Source organism: Pseudomonas sp. B21-015 (genome assembly GCF_024749285.1).
In the GTDB taxonomy this organism is placed as follows: domain Bacteria; phylum Pseudomonadota; class Gammaproteobacteria; order Pseudomonadales; family Pseudomonadaceae; genus Aquipseudomonas.
The window spans coordinates 3,600,140-3,618,676 of sequence record NZ_CP087196.1 but is presented as its reverse complement, the minus strand read 5'-3'; the positions used below and the strand labels follow the sequence as shown (position 1 = coordinate 3,618,676).

The following is an 18,537-nucleotide window of genomic DNA, read 5'->3' as shown; positions in this document are numbered from 1 at the left end:
CATGCGCACCGAACAACCGAAGATGATCTACCTGAAGGACTATCAGGCGCCCGAGTACCTGATCGACGAGACGCACCTGACCTTCGAGTTGTTCGAGGACCACAGCCTGGTCCATGCGCAACTGGTGATGCGCCGCAATCCCGAGCGTGGCCCGGGCCTGCCGCCGCTGGTGCTGGACGGTCAGCAACTCGACCTGCTGTCGGTGACGTTGGCCGACCGGGAACTGAGCGCCACCGACTACCAGTTGACCGAGAATCATCTGACCCTGCATCCGACCAGCACAAGCTTCACGGTCGACACCAGTGTCCGGATCCACCCGGAAACCAACACCGCCCTTGAAGGCCTGTACAAATCCGGCACCATGTTCTGCACCCAGTGCGAGGCCGAAGGTTTCCGCAAGATCACCTATTACCTCGACCGCCCGGATGTGATGAGCACGTTCACCACCACCGTGGTGGCCGAGCAGCACAGCTATCCGGTGCTGCTGTCCAACGGCAACCCGATTGCCTCGGGTCCCGGCGAAGACGGCCGGCACTGGGCGACCTGGGAAGACCCGTTCAAGAAACCGGCTTACCTGTTCGCGCTGGTGGCCGGTGACCTGTGGTGCGTCGAAGACACCTTCACCACCATGACCGAGCGCTCCGTGGCGCTGCGTATCTACGTCGAGCCGGAAAACATCGACAAGTGCCAGCACGCCATGAACAGCCTGAAAAAGTCGATGCGCTGGGACGAAGAGGTTTACGGTCGCGAGTACGACCTGGACATCTTCATGATCGTCGCGGTCAACGACTTCAACATGGGCGCCATGGAGAACAAGGGCCTCAACATCTTCAACTCCAGCGCCGTGCTGGCCCGCGCCGAGACCGCTACCGACGCCGCGCACCAACGGGTGGAAGCGATCGTTGCCCACGAATACTTCCACAACTGGTCGGGCAACCGCGTGACCTGCCGCGACTGGTTCCAGTTGTCGCTGAAGGAAGGCTTCACCGTGTTCCGGGATTCGGAGTTCTCCGCCGACATGAACTCGGCCACGGTCAAGCGCATCCAGGACGTGGCGTATCTGCGCACCCACCAGTTCGCCGAAGACGCCGGCCCCATGGCCCACGCCGTGCGCCCGGACAGCTTCATCGAGATTTCCAACTTCTACACCCTGACCGTGTACGAAAAGGGTTCGGAAGTGGTCGGGATGATCCACACCTTGCTCGGGGCTGACGGTTTCCGCAAAGGCAGCGACCTGTACTTCGAACGCCATGACGGTCAGGCCGTGACCTGCGACGACTTTATCAAGGCCATGGAAGACGCCAACGGTGTCGACCTGACCCAGTTCAAACGCTGGTACAGCCAGGCCGGCACACCGCGTCTGGTGGTGAGCGAGTCCTACGATGCCGCTGCGCAAACCTACAGCCTGACCTTCCGCCAGAGCTGCCCGGAAACCCCGGACAAGGTGGAAAAACTGCCGTTCGTGATTCCGGTGGAGCTGGGGCTTCTTGATTCGAAAGGCGCGGCGATTGCATTGCGTCTGTCCGGCGAAGCCAGCGCTCAGGGCACTTCGCGGGTTATCTCGGTGACTGAAGCCGAGCAGACCTTCACCTTTGTCGACATGGCTGAAAAGCCGCTGCCGTCGTTGCTGCGTGGCTTCTCGGCGCCGGTGAAGCTGAGCTTCCCGTACGACCGCGATCAACTGATGTTTCTGATGCAGCACGACAGCGACGGCTTCAACCGCTGGGATGCCGGTCAGCAACTGTCGGTGCAGGTGTTGCAAGAGCTGATTGCCCAGCAGCAGAAGGGTGAAGCGTTGGTACTGGATCAGCGTCTGGTTGCAGCGCTGCGTACCGTGCTGTCCGACGAGACTTTGGATCAGGCGATGGTTGCGGAAATGCTTTCGCTGCCGAGCGAAGCCTACCTGACCGAAATCAGCGAAGTGGCTGATGTCGAGGCCATCCATACCGCTCGCGAATTTGCTCGCAAGCAGCTGGCGGACAATCTGTTCGAACCGCTGTGGCAGCGTTATGAAGCTAATCGCGATCTGTCGAAAAAGACTCCGTATGTGGCCGAGGCTGAGCATTTTGCCCGCCGCGCGCTGCAAAACATCGCGCTGTCGTACCTGATGCTCAGCGGCAAGCCGCAAGTCTTGGCGTCAACCCTTGAGCAGTTCGAGGCGTGCGACAACATGACTGAACGCCTGACCGCATTGGCGGTACTGGTGAATTCGCCATTCGAAGAACAGAAAGCCACGGCGTTGGCGAGCTTCGCCGAGCACTTCAAGGACAATCCGCTGGTGATGGATCAGTGGTTCAGCGTTCAGGCCGGCAGCACGTTGCCGGGTGGTCTGGCACGGGTCAAAGCCTTGATGCAACACCCTGCGTTCACGATCAAGAACCCGAACAAGGTGCGGGCACTGGTCGGTGCGTTTGCCGGGCAGAACCTGATCAACTTCCATTCGGCTGACGGTTCCGGGTATCGGTTCCTGGCGGATCTGGTGATCGAGTTGAACGGCTTCAATCCGCAGATCGCGTCTCGCCAACTGGCACCGCTGACGCGCTGGCGCAAGTACGACAGTGCCCGTCAGGCGTTGATGAAAGGCGAACTGGAGCGGATTCGTGCGTCGGGGCAACTGTCCAGCGACGTGTTTGAAGTGGTCAGCAAAAGCCTGGCCTGAGTTTGGTCTGCTCCTGCAGGGTTCACACGGACCCTGTAGGAGCGAGGCTTGCCCGCGAAGGCGGCCTGATAGCCGACCGGGATTTTTGATGGTGTACATATCCGTTTCTGCGGTAATGGCCACTTAAGGTTCCGCTCTTACAGCGGGTCACTTTTGGCAAACGCCCCAAAAGTAACCAAAAGGTCTTGCCCCACCATTCGGTGCCTCGCCCAGGCTCGGCATGCCCTCACTCCGGCATTGCTCCGGGGGCCCGCCGCCATCGGCCATCCATGGCCGGGGGCGGCTACCGCGGCATCCTTGCCGCGGTGCCCCCTGCGCAATACCTGCGTTCGGCCTCTGGGAAAGGGGCAGACAGATCAAGATCAAAAGCCAAAGCAACAGCAACAGCAACAGCAAGATCAACAGCTTCGCGAGCAGGCTCGCTCCCACAGTTGGACTGGGTACATCCGGGGGAAGATTGGTCGGTTGACAGGCCGCCATCGCAGCGATGCGGCGACCCGACAAGCCAGCTCACACAAAAAATCAGAGCACATCCGCTCTGCTTTTCACCACTCAACAGGCCGAGCGTTAGCTCGCCTGCAGCTTTTGATCTTGACGCACCGCCCCCTCGAGAGGCTTCGTTCCGGTTCTGCGCAGTGGGCAACCCGGCATGGATGCCGGGTTAGCCGCCCCCGGCCATGGATGGCCGATGGCGGCGGGCCCACGGAGCAGGACCGGAGCGAGGGCATGCCGAGCCCGGGCGAGGCACCGAACGAAAGGGGCAAGAGCCCTTTGGTTACTTTGGGGCTTTTCCAAAGTGACTCGCTGTAAGAGCGAAACCGCCAGCCGCCGTTACCGCAGCAACGGATATGCACCCAAACCCCAAACCCCAAACCCCAAACCCCAAACTGCAGTGGTCTAATTTCCCCGGACACCTCGATAGGTGGAGAATGCATCTATCGAGGATTTTTTCATGACTGGCAAACGCAGAACATTCGACGACAGCTTCAAACTGCAAGTGGTAAAGATGATCAAGGACCAGGGACTGGCCGTTCCGCAGGTCTGCCGCGACCTGAATATTGGTGAGACCGCCGTCCGGCGCTGGGTGCAGCAGTACGAGGCTGAACAGCTGGGAGATGTCGGAATCGGCAAACCGTTGACTGCTGAGCAACAACGTATCCGGCAGTTGGAGCAGGAAAATCGCCAGCTCAAGATGGATAACGATGTATTAAAAAAGGCTACCGCCTTCTTTGCCCGCGAGCTGAAGTAACGTATCGCTTGGTTCGGCAGCTGCAACAGAAGGCTTATTCGGTGGCGCATGTCTGTCGGCTGCTGGGCATCAGTCGATCCGGGTTCTACGAAGCCAACAAACGTGCTGAAGTGCCAACATCAATTTGTCCCATGGCTCTGCAACTCAAGGCATCGTTTGCCGCAAGTGGCGGCTGTTATGGCAGTCGTCCGTTGCGTAAAGTGTTGCACGCCAAGGGCATGGAAATAGGCCTTTATAAAATTCGTCGCTTGATGCGTGCCAACGGTCTGCGTTCGGCTTGGAAGCGTAAGTTTGTGCATACGACAGATAGCAACCACGACCTGCCGATTGCTGAAAATGTATTGAATCGCCAATTTGAACCTGACGCAGTAAACAAAGCTTGGGTGGCAGACATTACCTACATCCGGACCCGAAGCGGCTGGTTATACCTGGCCGTGGTGCTGGACTTGTTCTCACGCAAGATAGTCGGCTGGTCCATGGCCCCGAACATGCCGGCTGAGCTGGTGTGTAGTGCAATGCAACTGGCGATTGCTCAGCGTCAACCACCACCGGGTCTGGTCGCCCACTCGGATCGTGGCAGCCAATACGCGAGCGCAAGCTACAGAGCGCTGTTGGCAAGAAATGAAATGCAGCAAAGCATGAGCCGTAAAGGTAATTGCTGGGACAACTCAGTGATGGAGCGCTTCTTCCTGAGTTTGAAAATGGAGCGGGTATGGCGGCGTGATTACGCCAACCACGCCGAAGCGATACGTGACATCACTGAATACATCGTTGGGTTTTACAACAACGAGCGGCTGCACTCGAAACTGGGATATCTGCCACCGACCGTTTACGAACGGGCAATGGCGTCTAAACCTCCTATCGAGGTGTCCGGAATTAGTTGACCACTACACCCCTCCGAATACCTCCTCATTCACCCACAACCCATATCCCCTCCAGTTAACAAAACATAACGTGGCGTCGATTGTCAGACCTTTCCAAACCCCGATAGGATAAGCCAGCTTCCGAAGGGGCGCTCTGGATTGCGGGTTTCAGGACTATGCTTCTGAATAGGGCAATCCCGGCGAGCACCCCTTACGGCGCCCTGAAAGGTTGAACGACCTAACAATAATAATGGGGGAAGGTCTATGAGTGAGCCTGTCATGGGTGTGAGTATTTGCCGCCCGCTGGCGTTACGCAGGTTCGCGTTGCTGGCTACAGCGCTCTCGCTGTTGAGCTGTGCCGTACTTTCGGCGCCTGTGTTGGCCGCCGCCGCACCAGCCTCCGACGTGGTTTATTCCGTTGAATCCGCCAAGGCCAGCAAAGGCCTGATGCTCGATGTCGTGCACGCCGGCAAACGCCTGGTGGTGGTCGGCGATCGCGGGCACATTCTGTATTCCGACGACCAGGGCGCGACCTGGACCCAGGCCAAGGTGCCGACCCGGCAACTGCTGACGGCAGTATTTTTTGTCGATGACAAACACGGCTGGGCCGTCGGCCATGACGCGCAGATCCTCGCCAGCGAAGATGGCGGCATCACCTGGACCAAACAATTCGAAGACCTGAAACGCGAATCGCCGCTGCTCGACGTCTGGTTCAAGGACGTCAACAGCGGCTTTGCCGTGGGCGCTTACGGTGCGTTGCTGGAAACCACCGACGGCGGTAAAAACTGGGAAGACGTCAGCGACCGCCTCGACAACGAAGACCAGTACCACCTCAACGCCATTGCGGCGGTCAAGGATTCCGGCATTTTCATCGTTGGCGAGCAGGGCAGCATGTTCCGCTCCAGCGATGAAGGGCAGACTTGGGAAAAGCTTGAAGGCCCGTACGAAGGTTCGCTGTTCGGCGTGATCGGCACCGCGCAACCGGCCACGTTGCTGGCCTACGGGTTGCGGGGCAATCTCTACCGCTCCACGGATTTCGGCAGCACCTGGGAGCAGGTCGAGCTCAAGGCTGCACGGGGCGCGCTGGAGTTCGGCCTGTCCGGTGCCACGCTGCTCGACGACGGCTCCATCGTGATTGTCGGCAACGGCGGCAGCATCATCCGCAGCAGCGACGACGGCGAAACCTTCAGCGTGTTCAACCGCCCGGATCGCATCTCCGTCTCGGCGGTCACGGCGGCGGGCAACGGTAATCTGATTCTGGCAGGCCAGGGCGGCGTTCGCGTCACTTCGCCAACGGGCGCAGAGAATGGAAAAAACGGGTCGTCCAAATGAGCCGGGCAAATAATAAGAAGGCGGGTCTATGACATCCTTAAGCACTCCTCATCAGGACAAGGCGACGTTTCTTGAACGCCTGATCTTCAACAACCGCCCGGCGGTGATCGTCATCTGCCTGCTGGTCAGTATTTTCCTGTTCTGGCAGGCGACGTTGATCCGGCCGTCCACCAGTTTCGAAAAAATGATCCCGCTCGAGCATCCGTTCATTGAAAAAATGATGGAGCACCGCAACGATCTGGCGAACCTGGGCAATACGGTACGGATTTCCGTGGAAGCCACTGATGGTGACATCTTCTCCAGGGAGTACATGGAGACCCTGCGCCAGATCAACGACGAGGTGTTCTACATCTCCGGCGTCGACCGTTCCGGCCTCAAGTCGCTGTGGAGCCCGAGCGTGCGCTGGACCGAGGTGACGGAGGAGGGCTTCGCCGGTGGTGAAGTGATCCCCCAGAGCTATAGCGGCTCCCAGCAAAGCCTCGACCTGCTGCGCAATAACGTGCTCAAGTCCGGGCAAGTCGGGCGGCTGGTGGCCAACGACTTCAAGTCGAGCATCGTCGACATCCCGCTGCTGGAGTCCTACCCGGACCCGCAGGACCAGGGCAAGTTGCTGGCACTGGATTACCGCAAGTTTTCTCACGAACTTGAAGACAAGATCCGCAACAAATTCGAAGCCCAGAACCCCAACGTGAAGATCCACATCGTCGGGTTCGCCAAGAAAGTCGGCGACCTGATCGATGGGCTGGTCATGGTGGTGATGTTCTTCGGCGTCGCTTTCGTCATTACCCTGATTTTGCTGTACTGGTTCACCAACTGCATGCGCAGTACCGTGGCGGTGTTGAGTACGACGTTGGTAGCGGTGGTCTGGCAGCTCGGCCTGATGCACTTCTTCGGCTTCGGGCTCGACCCGTACTCGATGCTGGTGCCGTTTCTGATTTTCGCCATCGGGATTTCCCACGGCGTGCAGAAAATCAACGGCATCGCCTTGCAGTCCAGCGAGGCGGAAAACGCGCTGACAGCGGCACGCCGCACATTCCGCCAGTTGTTCCTGCCGGGAATGATCGCCATCCTCGCGGATGCGGTGGGCTTTATCACGCTGCTGATCATCGACATCGGGGTGATTCGCGAACTGGCCATCGGCGCGTCGATCGGCGTGGCGGTGATCGTGTTCACCAACCTGATCCTGCTGCCGGTAGCCATTTCCTACGTCGGTATCAGCAAACGCGCCGTCGACCGCAGCAAGAAAGACGCGCACCGCGAGCATCCGTTCTGGCGCCTGCTGTCGAACTTTGCCAGCCCGAAAGTCGCACCGGTTTCCATTGCCCTGGCGCTGATCGCCTTCGGTGGAGGCCTCTGGTACAGCCAGAACCTGAAAATCGGCGACCTCGACCAGGGCGCGCCGGAACTGCGTCCGGACTCGCGTTACAACAAGGACAACAGCTTCATCATCAACAACTACTCCACCAGTTCCGACGTGCTGGTGGTGATGGTCAAGACCAAGTCTGAAGGTTGCTCGCGCTATGAGGCCATGGCACCGATCGACGAGCTGATGTGGAAGATGCAGAACACCGAAGGCGTGCAGTCAGCGATCTCGCTGGTGACCGTGTCCAAGCAGATGATCAAGGGCATGAACGAGGGCAACCTGAAATGGGAAACCCTGTCGCGCAACCCGGACGTGCTGAACAACTCCATCGCCCGTGCCGATGGCTTGTACAACAACAATTGCTCCCTGGCGCCGGTGCTGGTGTTCCTCAATGACCACAAGGCCGAAACCCTGGACCGCGTTGTGCATTCGGTGCAGGACTTCGCCAAGGAGAACAACAAGGAAGGCCTGGAATTCATCCTCGCCGCCGGTAACGCCGGGATCGAAGCGGCCACCAACGAGGTGATCAAACGCTCCGAGCTGACCATTCTGGTGTTGGTGTACATCTGTGTCGCAACCATGTGCATGATCACCTTCCGCTCCTGGGCGGCGACCTTGTGCATTGTGCTGCCGCTGGTACTGACCTCGGTCCTTGGCAACGCGTTGATGGCGTTCATGGGCATCGGCGTGAAAGTCGCGACCTTGCCGGTGGTGGCGCTTGGGGTGGGGATTGGCGTGGACTACGGGATCTACATCTACAGCCGTCTGGAAAGCTTCCTGCGTGCTGGCCTGCCGCTGCAAGAGGCGTACTACCAGACGCTGAAGTCCACCGGTAAAGCCGTGCTGTTCACCGGTCTGTGCCTGGCGATTGGCGTGTGTACCTGGATCTTCTCGGCCATCAAATTCCAGGCCGACATGGGCCTGATGCTGACCTTCATGCTGCTCTGGAACATGTTCGGCGCGTTGTGGCTGCTGCCAGCGCTGGCGCGGTTCCTGATCAAACCAGAGAAACTGGCGGGGCAGAAGGGCAACTCGCTGTTCGCTCACTGACCGGTCGCTGAAACAACAAAGCCGCAACCTGAGGTTGCGGCTTTTTTTCATCTCAAACTTCACATCAGTCCCTGTGGGAGCGGGCTTGCCCGCGATTGCGGCGGATCATTCAGCATCTATATCGACTGACACTCCGTAATCGCGGGCAAGCCCGCTCCCACAAGGTTCAATGGTGGTTATGAGGGATCGGTGCCGAGCACCACATTCAGTGCACTGCGCGCATCGTCGAGTTGCACCAGCGTCGCATGCCGTGCGCCCAACGCATCACGATTCTCGATAGCGGTCAGGATCGCCTTGTGCCGCGGCAACGCCAGTTCGTGCAGATTCGGCCGTTGGTTGGAGTGCTTCAAGGCTTCGGCAATCGCCACCGACAACATGTTGCACAGGTTTGCCAGCAAGTCGTTGTGGGTCGCGTCGGCGATTCGGCTGTGGAAATCCAGGTCTGGTTGCAGCAAGGCTTCGGGTGTCGGCGCCGCTTCCATGCGTTGGTAGGCTTCACCGATGGAGGCGATGTCTTCCTCGGTGGCGAACTGCGCGGCCAACGCGGCGACGGCCGGTTCGATGATGCTGCGCACGCTGGTCAACAGATCAAAGAATTCATTTTGCGGGCTGCTTTGCATCAGCCAGTGCAGCACGTCCGGGTCAAGCATGTGCCATTCCTTACGCTGCTTGACCACCGTGCCGACCCGCGGACGGGAATACACCAGGCCCTTGGCGACCAGCACTCGGGTGGCTTCGCGCAGGACTGGCCGGCTGACCGCGTATTCCTCGCACAACAGGGCTTCGGCGGGCAGTTTGTCATCCGGCTTGAAACGTCCCGAGACGATCTGCATGCCCAGTTCCTGGACGATGCGCGAGTGCATGCTTTTGCGGTCGGAGGGTTTGCGGTAATCCATGGGGAACGGCGCGATCCTGTGCGATGGAGGTGCTGCGCATGATAGCAGGCGCGGCGAGGACGGTCGCCAGAGCAAGCACGGTCCTGAATCAGATGAAGATCAATATGTGGGAGCGGGCTTGCCCGCGATGGGGCCATCACGTTTAACATTGATGGCGACTGATCCACCGCTATCGCGGGCAAGCCCGCTCCCACAGGGGTTGTGGTGATTAGTGAGAGTGACGCGGTACCTCGGATCCTCGGCACCCCACGAGGAAGTCGAAGTCGCAGCCCTGATCCGCCTGCAACACATGGTCGATGTACAGCTGGCGATAGCCGCCCACCAGCAACTGTTGCGGCGGTTGCAGGTCGGCCATGCGCGCCGCGAGTTCGGCATCGGGGATGTCCAGGTGCAGACGGCCGCTGGCACAGTCGAGTTCGATCCAGTCACCTTCCTTCACCGCCGCCAAAGGCCCGCCGGCGGCGGCTTCCGGTGCCACATGCAAGACCACCGTGCCGTAGGCGGTGCCGCTCATACGTGCGTCGGAGATCCGCACCATATCGGTCACGCCCTGGGCCAGCAGTTTGGCCGGCAACCCCATGTTGCCGACTTCGGCCATGCCCGGATAACCCTTGGGGCCGCAGTTCTTCATCACCAGAATCGAGTTGGCATCCACGTCCAGCTCCGGATCGTTGATCCGCGCCTTGTACATGTCGAAGTTCTCGAACACCACTGCACGGCCACGGTGTTGCATCAATTCGGCACTCGCGGCGGAGGGCTTGAGCACCGCACCCAGTGGCGCCAGGTTGCCGCGCAACACACAGATGCCGCCGTCGGCGCGGATCGGGTTGTCGAGGGTGCGGATCACTTCGTCCTGGCCGTAAATCGGCGCGTCCCTGGTGTTCTCGCTGATGGTTTTGCCGTTGACGGTGAGGGCGTTCGGGTTCGGAATCAGGTTGGCTTCGCCGAGGCGACGCAACACCGCGGGCAAGCCGCCGGCGTAGTAGAACTCTTCCATCAGGAAGCGCCCGGACGGTTGCAGATCGACGATGGTCGGCATGCCACGACCGATGCGGGTCCAGTCATCCAGGTCCAGCTCGACACCGATGCGCCCGGCGATGGCTTTCAGGTGGATCACCGCGTTGGTCGAACCGCCGATGGCAGCGTTCACCCGGATGGCGTTTTCGAAGGCTTCCTTGGTGAGGATCTTCGACAGTTTCAAATCTTCGCGAACCATCTCCACCGCGCGCATGCCGGACATGTGAGCGAGTACATAACGGCGCGCATCGACCGCCGGAATCGCCGCGTTGTGGGGCAGGGAAGTGCCGAGTGCTTCGGCCATGCAGGCCATGGTCGAGGCCGTGCCCATGGTGTTGCAGGTGCCGGCCGAGCGCGACATTCCGCCTTCGGCCGCAAGGAAATCATCGAGGGTGATGGTGCCGGCCTTGACCTGTTCGCTGAGCTGCCAGACCACCGTGCCCGAGCCGATGTCCTGGCCCTTGTGTTTGCCGTTGAGCATCGGCCCACCGGTGACGACGATCGCCGGCACGTCGCAACTGGCCGCGCCCATCAGCAGCGCCGGGGTGGTTTTGTCGCAGCCGGTGAGCAGCACCACGCCATCGATCGGGTTACCGCGAATGGCTTCCTCGACGTCCATGCTCGCCAGGTTGCGGGTGAGCATGGCGGTGGGGCGCAGGTTCGATTCGCCGTTGGAGAACACCGGGAATTCCACCGGGAAGCCGCCCGCTTCGATCACTCCGCGTTTGACGTGCTCCGCAATCTGGCGGAAATGCGCGTTGCACGGGGTCAGTTCCGACCAGGTGTTGCAGATGCCGATGATCGGCTTGCCGTGGAACTGGTGGTCGGCGATGCCCTGATTCTTCATCCAGCTGCGGTACATGAAGCCGTTCTTGTCGGCAGTGCCAAACCATTGGGCGGAGCGCAGGGTGGGTTTCTTATCAGACATGATCGGCTCTCTTATTGTATGACTATATTGTTCTAGCTATGGCGTAACATAAGCGCTATTCCGGGTGTTTGGAAGTGTTGTTGGTTAAATAGTATTACTATATAGTCGATTTCAACGGAGGGATGGCCCTGGTGGTATTCCGTGAGAGGCGTCCCCCGAGGTTCTATAACAACAACAATCGGAGACCGAACTCATGAGCCAGGAACTGCGGCTTATCCGTCGCATCACGCTGAAACTGATTCCCTTCCTGATCCTGCTGTACCTGATCGCCTATGTGGATCGCTCCGCCGTGGGGTTCGCCAAGCTGCACATGGGCGCTGACATCGGCCTGGGCGACGCGGCTTATGGGCTCGGTGCCGGGCTGTTCTTCATTGGCTACTTCCTGCTGGAAATCCCCAGCAACCTGATGCTCGACCGCTTCGGCGCTAGGCGCTGGTTCGCGCGGATCATGCTCACCTGGGGCGCCATCACCATCGGCATGGCGTTCGTCCAGGGACCGAACAGCTTCTATGTGATGCGCTTTCTGCTCGGCGCGGCCGAAGCCGGGTTCTTTCCGGGCGTTCTGTACTACATCACCCAATGGTTCCCGATTCGTCATCGCGGCAAGATTCTCGGGCTGTTCATCCTTTCCCAGCCTATCGCGATGATGATCACCGGCCCGGTGTCCGGCGGCTTGCTCGGCATGGACGGCATGCTTGGGCTGCACGGTTGGCAGTGGCTGTTCATCGTCATCGGTACGCCAGCGATCTTGCTGACCTGGCCGGTGCTGCGTTACTTGCCGGACGGCCCGCAACAGGTGAAATGGATGGACCAGACGGAGAAGGACTGGCTCACCGGCGAGCTGAAAAAGGACCTGGAGGAATACGGTCAGACCCGTCACGGCAATCCGCTGCATGCGCTGAAGGACAAACGGGTGTTGCTGCTGGCGCTGTTCTATCTGCCGGTGACCCTGAGCATCTACGGCCTGGGTCTGTGGTTGCCGACGTTGATCAAGCAGTTCGGTGGTACGGACCTGGTGACCGGGTTCGTGTCGTCGGTGCCGTACATCTTCGGGATCATCGGTTTGCTGATCATTCCGCGCAGTTCCGATCGTTTGAATGATCGTTATGGTCATCTGGCGGTGTTGTATGTGTTGGGCGCTATCGGTCTGTTTCTCAGCGCCTGGCTGTCGGTGCCGGTGCTGCAATTGGCGGCGCTGTGCCTGGTGGCGTTCGCGCTGTTTTCCTGCACGGCGGTGTTCTGGACCTTGCCGGGGCGCTTCTTCGCCGGCGCCAGTGCGGCGGCGGGGATCGCGTTGATCAACTCGGTGGGCAACCTCGGCGGCTACATCGGCCCGTTCGTGATCGGTGCGCTGAAGGAATACACCGGCAATCTGGCTTCGGGGTTGTACTTCCTGTCCTGCGTGATGGTGTTCGGCCTGGTCTTGACCGGCGTGGTTTATCGGCTGCTGGAGCGTAAGCATTTGCTGCCGGCCGATGAATTTGCGGCCAGTGCGCGTGGGGCCACCCGCACCTGACACGAAATAAGCGCTCACCACCGACCCTGTGGGAGCGGCGGTGCGACGATTCGACTTGCCCGCGATTGCAATCTGCCTGGCACATCAATGGTGAATGTGCCGCCGTCATCGCGGGCAAGCCCGCTCCCACAGGGTCCTGCGTTGTTTTGAAGTTTTGCGTTAACTGGAGAAAATCATGCGTTTAGTTCAGTTCGAATTGAGTAACGGCGAACGCCGCGTCGGCGTGGTCGAGGACGGCCTGGTCCGCGAAGTGCAGAGTGCGCGCTCGGTGCGGGATCTGGCGCTGGCGGCGATCGAGGCGGGTGTCAATCTTGAGCAACAGGTTAAAACCCTGGGCCTGGGCATCAGTCACGACTATTCAGCGCTGCTGGCCAATCTGCAAATCCTCCCACCGCTGGATCACCCGGACCCGGCGCACATGCTGGTCAGCGGCACCGGCCTGACTCATCTGGGCAGCGCTTCGGCCCGGGACAAAATGCATCAACAGGTCGGCGACGAAGCCGCCATGACCGACACCATGCGCATCTTCAAGTGGGGCGTGGAGGGCGGCAAACCGGCGACAGGGCAGGCCGGTGTGCAACCGGAGTGGTTCTACAAGGGCGATGGCAGCATCGTCGTGCGACCGGGTAAACCGTTCCCGCTGCCGCCGTTCGCTGAAGACGCAGGTGAAGAACCTGAACTCAGCGGCCTCTATGTCATCGGCCACGACGGCAAACCGTATCGCCTCGGTTTCGCCGTGGGCAACGAGTTTTCCGATCACGTGATGGAGCGCAAGAATTACCTTTACCTGGCCCATTCGAAACTGCGCAGTTGCAGCTATGGCCCGGAACTTCGGGTCGGTGAATTGCCTCGGCATCTGGCAGGCACCAGCCGCATCCTGCGCGCCGGCGAGGTGCTGTGGCAGAACGAGTTCCTCAGCGGCGAAGCGAACATGTGTCACAGCCTGGCAAACCTTGAGTATCACCATTTCAAGTACAGCCAGTTCCTGCGCCCCGGCGACGTGCACATTCACTTCTTCGGCACCGCGACCCTGTCCTTCGCCGACGGCATTCGCACCCAACCGGGTGATGTGTTCGAGATCAGCCAGGCCGAGTTCGGCGCGCCGTTGATCAACGGCATTGCGCCCGTTGAAGCGGCGTTCGAGCCCGGCACCGTTGGCACACTTTAAGGAGACACCCATGACCCGGATTCTTGGTCACAACTACATTGGCGGCCAGCGCAGCGCTACCGGCACCGTCAAACTCCAGAGCGTCGATGCCAGCACCGGCGAGGCCTTGCCCCACGATTTTTATCAGGCCACCCTTGATGAGGTCGACGCCGCCGCGAAGGCTGCCGCTGCTGCGTACCCGGCCTATCGCAGCCTGAGCGCTGAGCGCCGCGCGCAGTTTCTGGATGCGATTGCCGATGAGCTGGACGCCCTGGGCGATGAGTTCGTGGCGGTGGTCTGCCGCGAAACGGCGTTGCCGGCGGCACGGATTCAAGGTGAGCGTGGTCGCACCAGCGGCCAGATGCGTTTGTTCGCCAAGGTGCTGCGGCGCGGTGATTTCTATGGGGCGCGGATCGATCGGGCGCTGCCTGAGCGCAAGCCATTGCCGCGTCCGGACCTGCGTCAGTACCGAATTGGCCTGGGGCCGGTAGCGGTGTTTGGTGCGAGTAACTTTCCGTTGGCGTTTTCCACGGCTGGGGGGGACACCGCTTCAGCCTTGGCCGCCGGCTGCCCGGTGGTGTTCAAGGCTCACAGTGGCCACATGGCAACTGCTGAATGGGTGGCTGACGCCGTGATCCGCGCCGCCGAGAAAACCGCCATGCCGGCCGGTGTGTTCAACATGATCTACGGCGGCGGGGTGGGTGAAGCGCTGGTCAAACACCCGGCGATTCAAGCCGTCGGCTTTACCGGTTCGCTGAAGGGTGGTCGTGCGCTGTGCGACATGGCCGCGGCACGTGCGCAGCCGATTCCGGTGTTCGCCGAGATGTCGAGCATCAACCCGGTGATCGTGTTGCCGCAGGCGCTGGAAACTCGTGCTGAAAGCGTCGCCCGTGACCTCACGGCTTCGGTGGTCCAGGGGTGTGGTCAGTTCTGTACTAATCCAGGGTTGGTGATCGGCATTTGTTCGCCGCAGTTCAGCGCGTTCGTGCAACAGGTGGCCGGGCTGATCGGCGATCAGCCGGCGCAAACCATGCTCAACGCCGGCACATTGAGCAGCTATGGCAAAGGCCTGCAGAAGCTTCTCGCGCATCCGAAGATCGAGCATCTGGCGGGCAACCCGCAACAAGGCAATCAGGCGCAGCCGCAACTGTTCAAGGCCGATGTCAGCCTGTTGCTCGATGGCGATGAAGTGCTGCAAGAGGAAGTATTCGGCCCGACCACGGTGTTCGTCGAAGTGGCGGGTCAGGCGCAACTCAGTGCCGCGTTGAATGGCCTGCACGGACAGCTGACGGCGACCGTTATCGGTGAGCCGGCGGACTTCGAACGCTTTGGTGAGCTGACGGCATTGCTGGAACAGAAGGTCGGACGGATCCTGCTCAACGGCTATCCGACCGGTGTGGAAGTTTGCGATTCGATGGTGCATGGCGGGCCGTACCCCGCGACTTCCGATGCGCGCGGCACCTCGGTGGGCACCCTGGCCATCGACCGTTTCCTGCGCCCGGTGTGTTTCCAGAATTACCCCGACAGCCTGCTGCCGGAAGCGTTGAAGAATGGCAATCCGCTGCGCATCCAGCGCCTGGTCGATGGCAAGCCGTCCCGCGATGCTCTCTAACGGTGAGCGTAAACCCTGTGGGAGCGGGCTTGCCCGCGATAGCGATCTGGCAGTCACTGCGATGTTGGCTGTACTGCCGCCATCGCGGGCAAGCCCGCTCCCACAGGGACCAGTGGAACGATCCTTTAGTGCATGAGCTATCATTGCGGCTTTCCCATTCAAAGATTGACTGCCATGACTGCCGTAACCAACACCTTGATCGAAGCCCTTGAACACTGCGACATGTTGGAGATCGACGGGCTGCACGCCTTCGAATTTTCCCTCGATGAAGACGATAACCTGCACATCGAATGCATGGACGGTCGGGCGCTCAAGCGCTGGGAGTTCAGCGTGGCGCAGATCGCGGCGGCGACTTTCGATCCTGGCCTGAAGAGCTGGATCATCACCGGTGATTCCGGCGAGCACCGGCTGGTGCCCATGGAAGCGTTCGGCGGTGGTGACGACGAGGACGAAACGAATGAGGATGCGTAACTTCTGGCCACTGTTGATCGCCGGCAGCGTTGGCGCGATGGGCGTGCAGGCAGCGCCGGTCGACAGCTACGAGTTGCTGGTGGGGTCGTACACCGCCGGCCAGAGCCAGGGGATTTATCGCCTGAACTTCGACAGCCGCACCGGGCAGATCGACGCCAAACCCCTGCAAGTGGTGAAGAGCGCCAACCCATCCTGGCTGACCGTGTCCAAGGATCAACAGCGCCTGTTCGCGGTCAACGAAAACGGCCCCGGTCAGGCCGATCCGGTAGGGCGTGTCAGCAGCTATGCGATCGACCCCAAGACCCATGAGCTGAGCCTGATCAATCAGGTGCAAACCCTGGGCAACGAGCCGACGCATTCGAGCGTCAGCGGTGATGCCAGCCATTTGTTTGTCAGCAACTACTCGGTGGCTGAAGACCCGGGTGGCACCCTGGCGGTGTTACCGGTGGGCGCCGATGGCACGCTCAAACCGGTGGTGCAGATGAGCAGTCACCCGTCCAGCCGGGTCAACCCCGAGCGGCAGATGTCGGCGCACGTGCATTCGGTGGTTTCTTCGCCGGATGGCCACTACGTGTTTTCCAATGACCTGGGGGCGGACAAGATCTTCGTCTATCGCTTCGACCCCAAGGCCAATCCGGAGCTGCCGCTGACCGCCGCCAAACCTGCATCCGTCCAGTTGCCACCCGGCAGCGGGCCGCGACACTTGCTGTTCAGCGCCGATGGCAAACACGCCTGGCTGACCATGGAAATGAGTGCGCAGGTGGCGGTGTTCGACTATAAGGACGGCAAACTCGAGCAAACGCAGTTGGTCGATCTGGCGGCGGGTCTGCCGACATCGGGCAAGGCTGCGGCTGCGCTTCACGCCTCGGCCGACGGCAAGTTCCTTTACGTCAGCAACCGCGGCACCGCCAATCAGTTGCTGGTGTTCGCCATCGACCCGGCCACCGGCCACCTCAAGGAGCTTCAACGCCGCTCGGTGGACGGTGATCACCCGCGCGAGTTCAGCCTCGACCCCAGTGGCAAGTTCGTGCTGATTGCCAACCAGAAGAGCAACCAGATTGTCGTCGTCGAGCGCGATGCCAAGACCGGTCTGTTGGGCAAAACCGTGCAGAAACTGCCGATGGATGCCCCCAGCGATCTCAAGTTCCTGCTGCGTCAATAGGCCGCAGGCCCCGGTTGATGGGGCCTGCAACCTTCTATTAATGAGACTGATATCGGCTAATGCTACAAAGCATTTCAAGGCGCCGACCCTCGGGAGTTAAGTTTGCTTCAGGGCCCAACCGGGCAAGCAAGCCAACTGAATCGAGGAATACCGCCATGAACTTCAATCTCTTCTCTGTCATCGCCGCTTCCGCTATCTCCGCGACCGTTGCGCTGCCCGCCAGTGCCAACGTTGAAATCAGCGACAAAAAATCCCACACCCAAAGCTACACCCAGAAATACCTGCAACAGAGCGCCAACTTCTACGCCGCGCTGGATCACAAAACCCAACACTGAAATGTCAGCCCTGCACCTTTTATGCAGGAGCGAAGTCACTTGCCGATCGACCTGTAAGGCGTCGAAAAGCCCCGAAGTGATGTCGCTCCTGCATAACGTGTTTACGACAGCATCATATTGCTATCAATGTATTGCTTGATATCACATGGCCATGAGTTTAAATTTGACGCTGATTTTTTGACTCCTTCCCCAATAAGGATCGACAGCATGGCGATGCGTCTGGCAGTGGTTCTCCTGTTTCTCTATTCCACCCCGATTCTGTCGGCTGCCGAGCCCGTTTCCAACGAGCCTGAGGCGGCCCGCGAGCGCTTGATGAGCTTTATCGAGGACTGAAACACGCTGGGTTCATGATCAATAAAACTGATAGCTACTATGCATAAAGGTCGCTAGTTATCTTCTGTTTTTTGATCGATTCTGTGGGCACTGAAACATGCCCACGGAGAACACCATGGCCAGCGCAATTCTCACTTCTGCCAAACACGGCGCGTACCTGGCCATTGGTCTTTACTTGGCCATGGTGTTGCTCGTCAGCCTTTCCACCCAATCGCAACACAGCCTTCAAGCACCGATTCAGGTCGCTTATCCCGGCATCCAGTTCGAACACCGCGCTCAAAACGCGGTGGTTGATGACGCCGACGTGGCGGGAGTGGCAGGGGCATGAAAGGACGCGGACTCTGGGTCATCGCCTTCCTGGCGTTCATGACCAATGGCGCTTCGTTGTTGGGGATCGGGCAGGGCTCGGCGGGGTCGGTGGCACGCGCCATCGAATGCAACCACAACATCGCCCACAACATCCAGACTGCCAAGGCCCTGGAGCTGCTGGCGGGTAATCCGCCGAGCAAATCCAATAGCGAATTCTTCGGGCCATTCCAGGTGGATTGCTCGGCGTTGGGGATGTGCTCGGTATTGGCCTGAATCCCCAGCATATGAGGTCAAT

General features: G+C 60.0%; 15 protein-coding genes. 13 read left to right on the top strand and 2 right to left on the bottom strand.

Going from position 1 to position 18,537, the window contains the following annotated elements:
• Position 1: 1 nt before the first annotated feature.
• The 4 genes from pepN (at position 2) to LOY38_RS15955 (ending at position 8,516) form a co-directional block, all read left to right on the top strand.
• Positions 2–2,659 carry an aminopeptidase N gene (pepN, locus tag LOY38_RS15970; protein WP_258696060.1) on the top strand — a complete coding sequence of 886 codons (2,658 nt, stop codon included), beginning with the start codon at positions 2–4 and terminating at the stop codon, positions 2,657–2,659.
• A gap of 952 nt (positions 2,660–3,611) precedes the next feature.
• Positions 3,612–4,792 (top strand): IS3 family transposase gene (locus LOY38_RS15965; protein ID WP_258696059.1). Its coding sequence is split into 2 segments (ribosomal slippage): positions 3,612–3,876 and positions 3,876–4,792, totalling 1,182 coding nucleotides; the frame shifts between segments, so codons are not numbered across the junction.
• 243 nt (positions 4,793–5,035) lie between these two features.
• Positions 5,036–6,103 carry a YCF48-related protein gene (locus LOY38_RS15960; protein ID WP_258696058.1) on the top strand — a complete coding sequence of 356 codons (1,068 nt, stop codon included), beginning with the start codon at positions 5,036–5,038 and terminating at the stop codon, positions 6,101–6,103.
• Positions 6,104–6,131: 28 nt separating this feature from the next.
• Complete coding sequence (locus LOY38_RS15955) at positions 6,132–8,516, top strand: RND family transporter (RefSeq protein WP_258696057.1); 2,385 nt, start codon at positions 6,132–6,134, stop codon at positions 8,514–8,516.
• A gap of 176 nt (positions 8,517–8,692) precedes the next feature.
• Here the strand turns inward: LOY38_RS15955 and LOY38_RS15950 are convergent, their stop codons facing one another.
• Positions 8,693–9,412 carry a FadR/GntR family transcriptional regulator gene (locus tag LOY38_RS15950; protein ID WP_258696056.1) on the bottom strand — a complete coding sequence of 240 codons (720 nt, stop codon included), beginning with the start codon at positions 9,410–9,412 and terminating at the stop codon, positions 8,693–8,695.
• A gap of 208 nt (positions 9,413–9,620) precedes the next feature.
• The gene (locus tag LOY38_RS15945; protein WP_258696055.1) at positions 9,621–11,357 is read right to left on the bottom strand and encodes an IlvD/Edd family dehydratase; all 1,737 of its coding nucleotides are present in this window, start codon (positions 11,355–11,357) and stop codon (positions 9,621–9,623) included.
• 193 nt (positions 11,358–11,550) lie between these two features.
• Here LOY38_RS15945 and LOY38_RS15940 point away from each other — a divergent pair, with 193 nt between their 5' ends.
• The 9 genes from LOY38_RS15940 to LOY38_RS15900 all read left to right on the top strand — a co-directional run bounded on the left by LOY38_RS15940 (position 11,551) and on the right by LOY38_RS15900 (position 18,515).
• Entirely contained in the window at positions 11,551–12,873 is a 1,323-nt protein-coding gene (locus LOY38_RS15940; RefSeq protein ID WP_258696054.1) for an MFS transporter, read from the top strand.
• A 175-nt stretch (positions 12,874–13,048) separates the two neighbouring features.
• Entirely contained in the window at positions 13,049–14,041 is a 993-nt protein-coding gene (araD1, locus tag LOY38_RS15935) for an AraD1 family protein (protein ID WP_258696053.1), read from the top strand.
• A 10-nt stretch (positions 14,042–14,051) separates the two neighbouring features.
• Positions 14,052–15,632, top strand: coding sequence for an aldehyde dehydrogenase (NADP(+)) (locus LOY38_RS15930; RefSeq protein ID WP_258696052.1), 1,581 nt, complete (start codon positions 14,052–14,054; stop codon positions 15,630–15,632).
• Between the two features lie 174 nt (positions 15,633–15,806).
• Entirely contained in the window at positions 15,807–16,103 is a 297-nt protein-coding gene (locus LOY38_RS15925; RefSeq protein ID WP_258696051.1) for a DUF5629 family protein, read from the top strand.
• Complete coding sequence (locus LOY38_RS15920; protein WP_258700737.1) at positions 16,096–17,265, top strand: lactonase family protein; 1,170 nt, start codon at positions 16,096–16,098, stop codon at positions 17,263–17,265. Before LOY38_RS15925 ends, LOY38_RS15920 begins: the two co-directional genes overlap by 8 nt.
• 155 nt (positions 17,266–17,420) lie before the next feature.
• Entirely contained in the window at positions 17,421–17,600 is a 180-nt protein-coding gene (locus tag LOY38_RS15915) for a hypothetical protein (protein ID WP_019650041.1), read from the top strand.
• 207 nt (positions 17,601–17,807) lie between these two features.
• Positions 17,808–17,933 carry a hypothetical protein gene (locus LOY38_RS15910; RefSeq protein ID WP_258696050.1) on the top strand — a complete coding sequence of 42 codons (126 nt, stop codon included), beginning with the start codon at positions 17,808–17,810 and terminating at the stop codon, positions 17,931–17,933.
• A 115-nt stretch (positions 17,934–18,048) separates the two neighbouring features.
• Positions 18,049–18,261, top strand: a complete 213-nt coding sequence (locus LOY38_RS15905; RefSeq protein WP_258696049.1) for a hypothetical protein — start codon at positions 18,049–18,051, stop codon at positions 18,259–18,261.
• Positions 18,258–18,515, top strand: coding sequence for a hypothetical protein (locus tag LOY38_RS15900; protein ID WP_258696048.1), 258 nt, complete (start codon positions 18,258–18,260; stop codon positions 18,513–18,515). The genes LOY38_RS15905 and LOY38_RS15900 overlap by 4 nt, the downstream gene beginning before the upstream one ends.
• Positions 18,516–18,537: the final 22 nt, after the last annotated feature.